Source organism: Curtobacterium sp. PhB191, from assembly GCF_004346515.1.
Taxonomy (GTDB): Bacteria; Actinomycetota; Actinomycetes; order Actinomycetales; family Microbacteriaceae; genus Curtobacterium.
Window position 1 is genome coordinate 413,754 of record NZ_SMBV01000001.1, and the last position, 12,932, is coordinate 426,685.

The window sequence follows — 12,932 nt, forward strand, 5'->3', positions numbered from 1 at the left end:
ACTCACTGTTCCTTGGCGAGGGCGGCGTCCATCTTCTGCGCGAGCTGCTTCGCGACGTCGTCGACCGGGGTCGAACCGTCGAAGGCGTTCGGCAGGAGGTTGGTCTCGAGGGTGTTCCACGCGGCGGTGTTCTTCGACACCGGCAGGGGCTTGGCGTAGTCGACGGCGTCGAGGAACACCTGCAGGTCGGCGTCCGGCATCGTCTTCGTGAAGGCGGACTGCGTGCCCTCGTAGGCGGGGATGACGGCGCCCATGTCGCCCTGCTGCTGCTGGGCGGTCTTGCCGGCGAGGTAGACCTGGAGCGCCTGCGCCGCGGCCTTGTTCTTGCTCGCCTCGGACACGACGTTCGAGACACCGTGGATGACGGTCGCCTGCTCCTTGCCCTTCGGCAGGGGGTACACGACGATGTCCTTCTCCATCGCGGTGCCGGTCAGGGCCGAGCGGAACCAGCTGCCGCCCTGGTACATCGCGAGCTTGCCCGACGTGAACCACTGGTCGGCGGTGGTGTCGGTGAGCTGCTTCATCGACGGCGAAGCGCCCGAGTCGATCAGGTCCGCCCAGAACTGCAGACCCGCTTCCGAGGCCTTCGAGGCGTACTCGGACTTCGTGCCGTCCGCGTTCACGACCGATCCCCCGGCCTGGAAGATCGTGTCGTAGTAGGTCGTCTGGCCGTCCATGCCGCCGGCCGCGCCGTACGCGTTGTACGCCTTGAGCTTCTCGCTGAGTTCGGCGCCGGTCTTCTGGAAGTCGTCCCAGGTCCAGTCCTTCGACGGCAGGTCCATGCCGGCCTTCTCGAACAGGGCCTTGTTGACCCAGACGCCGATGGTGTCGAAGTCCTTCGGCACGCCGTACTGGGTGTCGTCGTACGTGTACAGGTCGTTCAGCGCGCTCGAGTACTTCGCGGGGTCGATGTCGCCGGCCTTGACCTCGCCGGTGATCGGCGCGAGCTTGCCGTTGGCCGCGTACAGCTGGAAGTTGGGGCCGTTCATCCAGAACAGGTCGGGCAGCGTGTTGCTCGAGCCCTGGGTCTGCAGCTTCGTCCAGTAGTTGGCGAACGGCGTGACGTCGACGCTGACCTTGATGTCCGGGTACTCCTCGTTGAAGCCCTTGAGGTTGGCCTTGATCGCCTTGACCTGGTTCTCGTCCCAGACGGCGTACGTCAGGTTCGCCTTGGTGTCCTTCGCGGCGGCGGTGTAGTCGCCGCCGGAGCTCGACGCCCCGGAGGACGTGGAGCACCCGGCGAGGAGTGCGGCCGCGCCGAGGGCGGCGACGGCGCCGACGAGGATCCGGCGGACGCCGGTTCCTCGGGCGGGGATGTGTGCGGTCATCGGGAGGTCCTTTCGCACGGCCGTCAGGAACCGACGGTCTGGGCGGGGTGGGTGGGGTGCGGAGCGGGTCGTGTGGAGGGTGTGGCGGGCCGGCTGAAGTGCGCGATCGTCTCGGCCGGCAGCGGCGGGACGTCGATGGGGACGGAACCGGTGCGCAGCGAACGGGTCGCCAGGGCACCGGCGGCGACCGCGGCGCGCGCCGCGATCGGGGACAGCTCCGTCGGTTCGCCGAGGGCGACGGACCGCAGGAACTCGGTCATGGTGATCAGATCGGCATCGGCGTGACCGTCCTCGACGCCGTCGATCGGGTACTCGCGGTCCCCCGCGGTGTCCCAGCCACGACGGTGCGTCCAGACCTTCACGACGCCACCGCCGGTGTCGCCGATGTTCTCGAGGCGACCCTCGGTGCCGATGACCGTGTAGTTCCGCCAGTAGTCCGGGGTGAAGTGGCACTGCTCGTAGCTGGCCTGCACGCCGTTGTCGAGCGTCATCATCACCATCGAGACGTCCTCGACGTCGACGACCGGGTTCAGCCCGGTCTGGGCGAGTGGCGGCCAGTTGTCGTGGGAGAACCAGTCCCCCATCAGCTCGCCGCTGCGGTCCCGTCGGTCGGTGACGTCGCCGTAGACCGACAGTGACCCCATGCCCACGACGCGGCTGGTGTCCCCGCCGCCGAGTGCGTGGATGACGTCCAGGTCGTGACTGGCCTTCTGCAGGAGCAGGGAGTTGACGTTCGCGCGGTCGGCGTGCCAGTCCTTGAAGTAGTAGTCCCCGCCGTTGCCGACGAAGTGGCGGCACCAGACGGCCTTGACCTCGCCGATCTCGCCGCGGTCGACGATCTCGCGCATCAGGCGGACGACGGCCGCGTGGCGGAAGTTGTGGCCGACGTAGAGCGAGGTACCCGTCTCGGCGGCGGTGTTGAGGACCGCGTCGGCGTCCTCGACCGTGATGGCGAGGGGCTTCTCGAGGTAGACGGCGATGCCCGCGCGGAGCAGGTCGATCGCGATCTCGGCGTGTGTCCAGTCCGGGGTGGTCACGATCGCAGCGTCGACCTGGTCGGTGAGGTCCCGGTGGTGCTCGACCACCAGCGCATGGGGGTACTCGACCCGCCCGCGCTCGCGGCCCGCTGCGGTGATGTCCGCCACGGCGACGACCTGCGCCTGCAGTGCCGGGTCCGCGGCGACCGCTTCGGCGACGTGCCGTGCGATGGCGGACCGCTGGCCCATCCCGATCACCGCGACGCGGAGGATCCCGTTGTCAACGCCCATGCTCATCTCGCTCCCTTGCGTGATTGTGACGCCCATGATGCCGAATCGATCATGAATGCACAATAGGCGCTCACGGATCGCTCATGGGTCCACGACGGGAGGGTTTTACACGATCGAAACGTCGCGCCCCGGATCCGGGCGCTCGTCCGTCGGCTCAGTCGGCGACGACGAGCTCCACGCCGGCGCTGGCGAGGTCGGCTGCGAAGGCCGGCGGGACGGGCTGGTCGGTGACCAGGACGTCGATGCGGTCCAACGGGCAGATCCTGGCGAACGTCGACCGCTCGATCTTGGTCGAGTCGGCGACCACGATGACCCGTCGGCCGACCGAGGCGAAGTGCCGGCTGACCTCGGCCTCGCCCTCGTGCATGGTCGTGGCGCCGTACTGCCCGGTGAGCCCGTCCACCCCGAGGACCACGAGATCGAGCGCGAACTCGTCGAGGGTGTCGCGGACGAGCGGGCCGACGAGCTCGTACGACTGCCGCCGCGCCACCCCGCCGGTGACCACGATCTTGACGTTGGCGCGGACGGACAGCTCGTACCCGACGTTGAGCGCGTTCGTCACGATGGTGATCCCGAACTCACCGTCGGCACGGATGAACCGCTCGCTCTTGCCGAGTTCTCGCGCGACCTCGGTCGTGGTGGTCCCACCGTTCAGCCCGACGGTCTCGCCCGGCTGCACCAGTCGCGCGGCGGCACGGGCGATGGCGGTCTTCGCCTCGGCCTGGCGCGCGATCTTGTACTGCAGGGGCAGTTCGTAGCCGGCCCCGAGCGCCGCGGCTCCGCCGTGCGTGCGCGTGACGAGCCGCTGGTCGGCGAGCGTCGTGAGGTCGCGTCGAGCCGTGGCGGCCGAGATCCCCAGCAGCTCGCCGATCTCGGCGATCGACACGTTGCCGCGTTCGCTCACCAGTTCGAGCAGGGCGTTCAGCCGCTGTTGGGGGGTCATGACGGCCATCCTACGGTGCCATCGCGACTGCTCGGTGATCGGAATTGACGCTTTGGTCTTCCATCGCGCACGATCGCTCGCTACGCTTCCTGATCATCGATCACCCGGATCGAACCGGACCGGAAGGCTCCCATGACCGACACCTTCGTGAGCGCCGAACTGGCCTCCCAGCCGGAGACCTGGCGCGCCGCCGCAGCACTCCTGCCGACCTTCTCGGACGCGCTCCCCCAGCCCGGTGAACGCGTCGCCGTCATCGGCTGCGGCACGAGCTGGTTCATCGCGATGAGCTACGCCGTCGCCCGTGAGCAGGCCGGCCTCGGGGTCACCGACGCCTTCGCCGGCTCCGAGTACCCCGCATCGCGCGAGTACGACCGTGTGCTCACCATCAGCCGCTCGGGCACCACGACCGAGATCGTCGACCTGCTGCAGGCCCTGCCGTCGCAGCGCACCGTCCTGATCACGGCCGTCGCGGACAGTCCCGCCGCGGCCGTCGCCGACGACGTGGTCGCACTGCCCTTCGCCGACGAGCGCTCCGTCGTGCAGACGCGGTTCGCCACCACGGCGCTCGCCCTGCTGCGCGCGTCGATCGGCGACGACGTCGAGGCCCTCGCCGCCCAGGCCGAGATCGCGCTGACCCTGCCGATCGACGACCTGCTCGACGCCGAGCAGGTCTCCTTCGTGGGCCGCGGTGCCGCCGTCGGCCTGACGTTCGAGGCCGCACTCAAGACGCGGGAGGCCGCGCAGTTCTGGGCCGAGTCCTACCCGGCGATGGACTACCGGCACGGGCCGATCGCCATCGCGCAGCCCGGCCGGCTCGTCTGGTCGCTCGGTGCCGCACCGCAGGGGCTGGCTGACGAGGTCGCCGCCACCGGTGCGCGCTTCGTGCAGCACGACCTCGACCCGATCGCCGGCCTCGTCGTCGTGCACCGGTTCGCCGTCGCCCTGGCCGAGGGTCGTGGGCTGGACCCGGACAACCCCCGTTCGCTGACGCGGTCGGTCATCCTCACCTGATGGCGGGCGCAGGCGCGGTGCTCGGGGTCGACGTCGGCGGCACGGGCACCAAGGCCCGGCTGACCGACGCCGACGGACTCGTCCTGGACGAGACCCGGGTCCCGACGCCCCGCGACGATCCGTCGGGGCTCCGACTGGCGGTGGCCGTCGCCGACCTGGCAGCGCGGGCGCTCGACCGCGGTCGGCTCGACGCCGTCGGGCTCGTCACGCCGGGTGTCGTCGACGAAGTCGCCGGCACCGTCGTCCTCGCGGTGAACCTCGGCTGGCGGGACGTGCCGGTCCGCGACCTCGTGCGGGCCGAGCTCGTCCGACGCGGTGTCGACGTTCCGATCGCCTTCGGCCACGACGTCCGCGCCGGTGCCCTCGCCGAGACCCACACCGGTGACACGGCGCTGTCCCGCGGATCGGTCGCGTTCGTACCCGTCGGCACCGGCCTGGCCAGCGCGCTGGTCTTCGACGGCCAGGTCGTGTCCGGGGGCGGATGGGCGGGGGAGATCGGCCAGGTGCTGATCCCGTCCGGACCGCACGCTGGGCGCCGGGTCGAGGAGATCGCATCGGCCGGGGGAGTCGCACGCCGCTCCGGGTCGGCATCAGCGCACGCAGCCATGCTCCGGGTGCGCGACGGCGACCCCGTGGCGACCGCCGTCTGGGACGACTGCGTCGCCGTGCTCGCGGACGCCCTCGCCTGGACGACCGCGGTCGCCGGCTGCCACACCGTCATCGTCGGCGGGGGACTCGCCGAGTCCGGCCCACTGCTGTTCGGGCCGCTCCGCGCGGCGGTTGCCGAGCGGCTCGTCGGGGTCCGCGCACCGGAGATCCTGCCGGCCGCCCACGGCGACGCCGCCGGAGCCATCGGCGCAGGTCTGCTCGCACGGCGGGTGCTCGAGAACGGGGTGCTGCTGTGACCACGCTCGTCCGTGCGCCACGCATCGTGACCGCCGCCCACGACCTGCACGACGGGTGGCTCGTCCTCGGCGACGACGCCACCGTGCTCGCGGTCGGTGCCGGCACACCGCCGCGCGCGGACTCCGCGGTCACCGTCGAGGGCACCGTCGTGCCGGGCTTCGTCGACCTGCACGCCCACGGCGCACTCGGCCACGACTTCGCGACGTGTTCCGCCGCGGACGCCCGAGCGGCGGCCGCGCACCACCGGTCACGGGGGACCACGGCCCTCGTCGCCTCGATCGCGACCGGGCGTCCCGACGACACCGTCGCAGCCCTCACGCGCCTGCGACCGCTCACCTCGGACGGCACGCTGGCTGGCCTGCACCTCGAAGGGCCGTGGTTGTCCCCGGCCCGCCGCGGAGCCCACCGGGTGGACCTGCTCCACGCCCCGGACACGCTCGAGGTCGACGCGTACCTGGCGGCCGCCGACGGCGCGCTGCGGGTCGTGACACTCGCCCCTGAGCTCCCCGGCGCCCTCGACACCGTGGCGCGGTTCGTCGCCGCCGGGGTCGTCGTGGCGATCGGGCACACCGACGCCACCGCCGAGCAGACCCGCCGGGCGATCGACACCGGTGCCACGCTCGTCACGCACCTGTTCAACGGCATGCCACCGCTCCACCACCGCGCACCGGGGCCGGTCGGGGTCGCCCTGACCGACGACCGCGTGCTGCTCGAGTGCATCGTCGACGGACACCACCTCGACCCGACCACGATCGGGCTCGTCCAGCGGAGTGCACCGGGCCGCCTGGTGCTCGTGTCCGATGCGACGTCGGCGACGGGCTGCCCCGACGGCGACCACACCATCGCCGGGTCCGCGGTCTCGGTCCGCGGCGGTGTGGCGATGCTCGCCGACGGGTCGTCGTTGGCGGGCAGCACGATCACCGTCGCCGACGCGGTCCGTGGGCTGCTGACGAGCGGGGTCGCGGTGCCCGAGGTCGTCGCCGCCTCTGCCACACGTGCGGCTCGGCTGCTCGGTCGGCCGGCGCCGCTCACGGTCGGCGCACCCGCCGATCTCCTCGTGCTCGACCCCGACACCGGTGCGGTGCGGAACCCCCTGCGGACGGCGGTGGTCTCGTGATCGTCGTCGTCACCCCGAACCCGGCCGTCGACGTCACGTACCGGGTCGCCGAACAGCGCATCGGCGAGACCCAGCGGGTCCTCGACGTCGCACGGCACCCGGGTGGCAAGGGCCTGAACGTCGGTCGGGTCCTGGCGGCGACGGGTGTCGCGACGCACGCGGTCCTGCCTCTCGGGGGGACGCCCGGCCGCTGGATCTCGGACGCGCTCGACGATCTCGGCCTCGACCACACCGACGTCGTGGTGTCCGGCACGACCCGCACGACCGTCACCGTGGTCGACGACGTCGCCCACCCGACGATGTTCGGTGAGCCGGGCCCGGTGCTCTCCAGCACCGAGTGGGACGCCGTCGCCGCAGCGGTCGACGGACTGCTCGGCCGCGCCGACGCCACCGCCCTCGTGGTGTCCGGTTCGCTGCCCGGCGGTGCCGCACCCGACGTCGTCGCGCGCTGGGTCGCCACGGCCCACGAGCACGGCGTCCTGAGCGTCGTGGACTGCTCCGGTGCCGCGCTGCTGGCGGCGGCGAGCGCCGGTGCCACCGTCTGCAAGCCCAACCGCGAGGAACTACTCGAGGCCACGGGCGCCGCGGACGAACGCACCGCCGCCCTCCGGCTGCTGGAACGCGGTGCGGGCGTCGTGGTGGTCTCCCGCGGAGCGCACGGCATCGCCGCCCACACCGCGGACCACGTGCTCGAGGTCCCAGCGGTGCCCGGCGTCTCGGGCAACCCGACCGGGGCGGGCGACGCAGCGACCGCCGGTCTGGTCGGTGCCCTGGTCCGCCCGGGTCACCAGCAGGGCACAGGCGCCCACTTCGCCGACGACACCCTGCTCCGAGCACTCCGGTCCGCCGCTGCCCACGGCGCCGCCGCCGTCCTGCGCCCGGTGGCGGGCGAGGTCGACCCCGCCGACGTCCACCGCTTCCTGACCCACCCCGACCGAACGAGGACCCCAGCATGATCACCGACCTCGCCCTGACGGGCCTGCTCGACACCGCCCGCACGGCACACCGCGGCGTGGGCGCGTTCAACGTCGTGCTGCTCGAGCACGCCGAGGCCATCGTCACCGGGGCCGAGCGGGCCGGACTGCCCGTCATCCTGCAGATCAGCGAGAACTGCGTCCGGTACCACGGCGGGCTCGCGCCGATCACGACCGCGACCCAGGCGATCGCCCGGGCCGCCGACGTCGACGTCCTGGTCCACCTCGACCACATCGAGGACCGGGACCTCGTCGCCGCCGGCATCGACCTGGGCGTCGACTCCGTCATGTACGACGGCTCGCACCTGGACTTCGCTGCGAACGTCGCTGCCACCCGTGCCCTCGCGGTCCGGTGTCACGCCGCCGGCGTCGCCATCGAGGCCGAGCTCGGCGAGGTGGGCGGGAAGGACGGCGTGCACGCTCCCGGTGTGCGGACCGATCCGACCGACGCCGCCGCGTTCGTGGCCGACACCGGGGTCGACGCCCTGGCGGTCGCCGTCGGGACCTCGCACGCGATGCAGACCCGCGAGGCCTCGGTCGACCGCGACCTGGTAGCACGCCTGCGTGCCGCGGTGCCGGTCCCGCTGGTCCTGCACGGTTCGTCGGGGCTGTCCGACGACGAACTGCGCGGCGCGGTGCAGGCCGGCATGACGAAGATCAACATCTCGACGCACCTGAACGGCCTGTTCACGCGTGCCCTGCGCACCGTGCTCGACGAGCGGCCCGACCTGGTCGACCCCCGGAAGTACGTGTCGGCGGGGCGCGAGGCGATCTCCACCGAGACCGCACGCCTGCTGACGCTCCTGCACGCCTGACGCGCGAGCGGAGCAGACGGTGCGTTCGTCGGGCTCGCCGCAGCACTAGTGATCTGCAACACCATCTACGCCACTGACGACGTCGCAACGCTCGTCCTGAACGCGCCGGTCATGGCTGGCCTCATCGCCGTGGTCGGCGTCATCGTCGCGGTCGTGCTCCAGCGCCGATCCTGCTGGATCGTGGGCGCAGGGACGCGTGACTGCGCACCCGAGCCCGGACAGCCCCACTGGGGACCCATGGCATCCAGACCGCCGCAATCCTGGCGGTCTGCGCAGCACTGTTCGCATGGGTCCAGTACCCGGGCCCGTTCGTCCTCGACGCGGCACTCTTGTACGCCGGCACCGGCGCGACCGCAGCGGGCATCCGGTTCAGGTCAGTCCGCGGCCGTATCGCCCGCATCATCACGGCCGTCATGACAGGGGGCGTTGGTGCCATCATCGGAGCACGGGTGGGCGCTATCGGTACAGCGCCAGTGATCGCAGCGGCCGCCGTCGGAGGGCTCCTCACTCTCGGGCTGCGCATCCTGCGTCGGGGCGGGCTCTGCTAGCGGTCTTTCCAGACAACGGGTGTTTCGGTTCGAAAGAACTAGCTGCCTTTACGGCCATTTATGATTTCGAAGCCCTTGCTGCCGGTCTGGACGTATCGCACGGTGAACGGTTTCGGGTGGTGCCGCACTGACTCGAGGGCCGTGGTTACTTGCTTGGACGTGAAGTCAGAAAGCGAAGCGTCTTCAAAGATCGACGACCCCACGGTCTGGAGGGCGCATGTCGCTGCGTCGCCAAGGAGATCCGGGCAGTAATCGGCAATTTCTTGCAGAGCCATCAGCCAGGTATTCGAATCACCTGGATTGGCCAACGCCGAGGCCAGCATGAGATGTGCCCGCTCTTGATCGTCTGCAATAGAGATAGCTAGCCTCATCAGGGCGGGGGCGCAAAAATAGTCCAAATGGAGGCACTGAATAATGCCTTGTGCGTCTCCCGCCGCAATCCCTATAGCTTTAGCCCACGCCTTTTCAGGCTGCCGTTCGAGACCGGGCGCACCTATTCGATTCCGTACGTCCGTGAAAGCGAGGAGTTTGAGATTCCACTCGGGATGCACGTTTGAGCCGAGGTCCTTCGCCTTCGCGAACTGTGCGAGAGATTCGTCCAGGTCGCCCTGGTAAAGGAGGGCGTCGGCGTGGAACGCGAGTTGAGTATTGTCGCCGAGTTTGAAGGCCTTGTAGTAGCTTGCCGCCGATTCACGGTAATCACCGTCCAGAAAGTCCAGAGCTGCTCGATCTGACCAGAAAGAGGAACGTTCCCGATATGCGGGATCGACCTCGGCCGCTTCGTCCAAGAGAGCCCGAGCAAGCCCGCGATCATCTCCTCTGACCAGCTGCGATGCGTTATAGAGGGCCTGAGAGTAGAGGTCGTCCCGAGTTGCTTCGTTGCGTATCAGGTCTGCCAAGCTTTTACGCTCTGACGGTCCAAGGTTGTCTTTCTGCCCCATGACCACAGTCGTTGCTTGCAGGCGCTGGGTCGGAGTGCCGTGGAGCGCTGACCGTTTGTAAAGCTGCATCATAGCTGCGAACGAGTCCGACCTGGCGAGCTTTAGAAGGCTCTGGCCTAGCGCTTTTTCGTCAAGGATCATCTGAGAATCTTGGACGGCGACGGAAAGGAAGTATCTCTCTAGAGCAAAGAGGTGCAGGCTTTCTGTAAGCACCGCGAGCCCGACAGCCACGTCGGCCACGGTGGTCGCGAGGAGGCGACCGCGATCATCCTCGGACGATACTTTGTCGAAGTGCAGTACGATTCCTGGATGACCAGAAATACGAATTTCGATTGCTCTCTGTTCCACTACGATGTCAATACCGACCTCCGTTGACAGACGTCCGACGTGTACCTCATCCCGCGGGTTTAGCAGACCGCGAAGTCTGGCGGACAGCTCATTTGAGAGGCGTTCGTCTCCCAGCCAGTCTTCTCGACGCTCGATCACAATGGAGACGGGAAGCTCAACATTGCCCCGCAGCAGAGCGCGTCGGGACGAGATTTCCCGCTTGATTAGGGCGGAAGAATTGTCATCCCATTTTTGCCCGATGACAACTTTCCAGCTCTTGGCAGTTGGACTCTTTTTATACCTGTCGATTCGGTAGCCCATCTCCCAGAACACTTCATCGGTGGATTCATCCCACACAACGACCACAACCGGTACGTCACTCTCACGCCAATAGTTGAGGGTTGAGCGTTTTAGGGTCACTCGAGGTGGGTTGTCTGACTTGACTTGGCCCTTGAGTTGGACACCAAATCGCATGCCGGTTGCTGAGCCTCCGTCGAAAACCTCGACATCTAGGTCAATTCCGTAATCGTGCTCTCGCGGCTCAACCGTCCAATTTTTCGGCAAGCGCTGCTCAAAAGCCCTACGCGAGTTGGACTCAAGGTCGTGTTGGTAGGGCCGTTGCGGCATGTCGTCGGTCAAGTGCGCCTCCCGGATCTCAAGCGGGCTTCCTGCCACTGCACGGAGGTTACCTGCCTGGGGCAGGTCGAGGATCGGTCGTCGGGATGGGTCGACCTCACTGAGGAGTAGTAGCGACCAGTTCGATTTCGATACGAGCGCCGAAGGGAACGCCAGCGACAGCGACAGCGACAGCGACAGCGACAGCGACACTAACGGCGACGGTCATGCGGGCGGCAGGCCGCTACGAGCCCCGCGCGGCTTCGTTTGCGTCGCTCCCGTCGGCGGGATATCGATCTGCACGAAGGCCGACGCTCAGCAGAGCGGGACGTTCACCGCGAGCCCGCCCATGGCGGTCTCCTTGTACTTCGTCGACATGTCCGCCCCGGTCTGCCGCATCGTCTCGACGACCTGGTCAAGCGACACGTGGTGCACGCCGTCGCCACGCAGGGCCATCCGTGCGGCGTTGATCGCCTTGTTCGCCGCGATCGCGTTCCGCTCGATGCACGGGATCTGCACCAGGCCACCGATCGGGTCGCAGGTGAGCCCGAGGTTGTGCTCCATCGCGATCTCCGCGGCGTTCTCGACCTGTTCCGGGGTGCCCCCGAGGACCTCGGCGAGTCCGGCGGCCGCCATCGACGCGGCCGAGCCGACCTCGCCCTGGCACCCGACCTCGGCACCGGAGATCGATGCGCGCTCCTTGTAGATCGACCCGACGGCGCCGGCTGTGAGCAGGAACCGCACGACGGCGTCGTCGCGGTCGGCAGCGGTGATCGCGGGGACGTAGGTGAGCGCGTAGTACAGCACCGCGGGGATGATGCCGGCGGCGCCGTTGGTGGGTGCGGTGACGACCCGGCCGCCGGTGGCGTTCTCCTCGTTCACCGCCATGGCGACGAGGTTCACCCACTCCATGGCGAACAGCGGGTCGTGGTCGGGGTCCTCGCGGGTGAGCTGCTCGTGCCAGGTGGCTGCACGACGCCGGACATCGAGCCCGCCGGGCAGGCATCCGTCACGGCGGACGGAGCGGTCGACGCACGAGTCCATGACGGCGTGGATGTCGAGCAGCCCGGAGCGGACGTCGGCGTCGGTCCGGGTGACCGACTCGTTGGCGAGCGCTACTCCGCTGATCGGCAGACCGGAGGCAGCGCAGGCGGCCAGCAGCTCGGCGCCGCTCGAGAACGGGTACGGCACGCGGTCGTCGACCGGGATCGCCGCCCCCGCGACCACGGCACCGTCGTCCACGGCACCGCCGTCCTCGCCGTCGCTGTCGCCGTCGCCGTCGCCGTCGCGAGCGATGAAGCCGCCGCCGATCGAGTAGTACGTCTCGTCGGCCAGGTCGGCACCGGCTCCGTCACGGGCTCGCAGCCGCATGGCGTTCGGGTGCCGGGGCAGCATGGTCAGGGGGTGCAGCACGATGTCGGCGAGCCGGAACGGCACGGTCGCCCCACCGTCGAGCCGGAGCAGGCCGTCGCGTTCGAGGGCGTCGAGCGCCGACGACATCGCGTCCGGGTCGACGGTCTCGGGGTGGGACCCCATCAGGCCGGCGACCACGGCGCCGAGGGTGCCGTGGCCCTGTCCCGTCGACGCCAGTGAGCCGTACAGGTCGACGGCGACGGAGGCGACGCGCAGCCCGGCGACCAGGGACGCGAACTCGGCGCCGGCCCGCATCGGCCCGACGGTGTGCGAGCTCGAGGGACCGACACCCACGCTGAACAGATCGAAGACGGAGACCGGCACGCCGCCACACTAACCCGTCCGGACGGACCGGGCTCAGCCCCGTCCGGACGGACCGGGCTCAGCCCCGTCCGGACGGACCGGGCTCAGCTGGCCGCACCGAGTCTCGGGCTGAGCGACAGATCACGGACTCACGAGCGCGAGAACTGTCGCTCACCGCGAAACTCGGCCCCCGGGCTCAGCGGCGGGTGTTGCCCTCGGCCGGCACCACGAACCACAGGACGACGTAGGCGATCCACAGCGGCCCGGGGAACAGGCTCAGGATCACCCAGCCGATGCGGACGAGGGTGCGGGACAGGCCGAAGCGATCGGCGAGGCCGGCGCAGACACCGGCGAGGATGCGGCCGTTGCGGGGACGGGAGAGTGTGCTCATGGGGACGACGCTACGCACCGGCGACGAGCGAG

11 protein-coding genes are annotated in these 12,932 nt (G+C 69.4%); 5 read left to right on the plus strand and 6 right to left on the minus strand.

Annotated elements, in window-relative coordinates; translation table 11 throughout:
- Nucleotides 1-2 precede the first annotated feature (2 nt).
- The 3 genes from EDF48_RS02005 to EDF48_RS02015 form a co-directional block, all read right to left on the minus strand.
- The gene (locus EDF48_RS02005; RefSeq protein WP_131877766.1) at nt 3-1,328 is read right to left on the minus strand and encodes a sugar ABC transporter substrate-binding protein; all 1,326 of its coding nucleotides are present in this window, start codon (nt 1,326-1,328) and stop codon (nt 3-5) included.
- Between the two features lie 23 nt (nt 1,329-1,351).
- Nucleotides 1,352-2,602 carry a Gfo/Idh/MocA family oxidoreductase gene (locus EDF48_RS02010; protein WP_123293031.1) on the minus strand — a complete coding sequence of 417 codons (1,251 nt, stop codon included), beginning with the start codon at nt 2,600-2,602 and terminating at the stop codon, nt 1,352-1,354.
- A gap of 148 nt (nt 2,603-2,750) precedes the next feature.
- Nucleotides 2,751-3,539 carry a DeoR/GlpR family DNA-binding transcription regulator gene (locus EDF48_RS02015; RefSeq protein WP_165901013.1) on the minus strand — a complete coding sequence of 263 codons (789 nt, stop codon included), beginning with the start codon at nt 3,537-3,539 and terminating at the stop codon, nt 2,751-2,753.
- Between the two features lie 132 nt (nt 3,540-3,671).
- On the opposite strand from EDF48_RS02015, the gene EDF48_RS02020 reads away from it, so the two are divergent.
- From EDF48_RS02020 to EDF48_RS02040, 5 genes are read left to right on the plus strand one after another with little or no spacing between them, the layout of a single operon-like run.
- Entirely contained in the window at nt 3,672-4,550 is an 879-nt protein-coding gene (locus tag EDF48_RS02020) for an SIS domain-containing protein (RefSeq protein WP_123293030.1), read from the plus strand.
- Entirely contained in the window at nt 4,550-5,455 is a 906-nt protein-coding gene (locus EDF48_RS02025) for an ROK family protein (RefSeq protein ID WP_131877768.1), read from the plus strand. The genes EDF48_RS02020 and EDF48_RS02025 overlap by 1 nt, the downstream gene beginning before the upstream one ends.
- The gene (gene nagA / locus EDF48_RS02030; RefSeq protein WP_131877770.1) at nt 5,452-6,573 is read left to right on the plus strand and encodes an N-acetylglucosamine-6-phosphate deacetylase; all 1,122 of its coding nucleotides are present in this window, start codon (nt 5,452-5,454) and stop codon (nt 6,571-6,573) included. Before EDF48_RS02025 ends, nagA begins: the two co-directional genes overlap by 4 nt.
- Nucleotides 6,570-7,529: a hexose kinase gene (locus tag EDF48_RS02035; protein ID WP_131877772.1), complete on the plus strand. Its 960-nt coding sequence runs from the start codon at nt 6,570-6,572 to the stop codon at nt 7,527-7,529. The genes nagA and EDF48_RS02035 overlap by 4 nt, the downstream gene beginning before the upstream one ends.
- A complete protein-coding gene (locus EDF48_RS02040; RefSeq protein WP_131877774.1) occupies nt 7,526-8,362 on the plus strand; it encodes a class II fructose-bisphosphate aldolase in 837 nt (278 codons plus the stop codon). Before EDF48_RS02035 ends, EDF48_RS02040 begins: the two co-directional genes overlap by 4 nt.
- A gap of 586 nt (nt 8,363-8,948) precedes the next feature.
- Here EDF48_RS02040 and EDF48_RS02045 read toward each other — a convergent pair.
- The 3 genes from EDF48_RS02045 to EDF48_RS02055 form a co-directional block, all read right to left on the minus strand.
- Nucleotides 8,949-11,006 (minus strand): DUF4365 domain-containing protein, encoded by a 2,058-nt coding sequence (locus tag EDF48_RS02045; RefSeq protein ID WP_131877776.1) that lies wholly within the window; start codon nt 11,004-11,006, stop codon nt 8,949-8,951.
- A 102-nt stretch (nt 11,007-11,108) separates the two neighbouring features.
- The gene (locus EDF48_RS02050) at nt 11,109-12,530 is read right to left on the minus strand and encodes an L-serine ammonia-lyase (protein ID WP_131877778.1); all 1,422 of its coding nucleotides are present in this window, start codon (nt 12,528-12,530) and stop codon (nt 11,109-11,111) included.
- A gap of 175 nt (nt 12,531-12,705) precedes the next feature.
- Nucleotides 12,706-12,900, minus strand: a complete 195-nt coding sequence (locus EDF48_RS02055; protein WP_111083567.1) for a PspC domain-containing protein — start codon at nt 12,898-12,900, stop codon at nt 12,706-12,708.
- Nucleotides 12,901-12,932 lie beyond the last annotated feature (32 nt).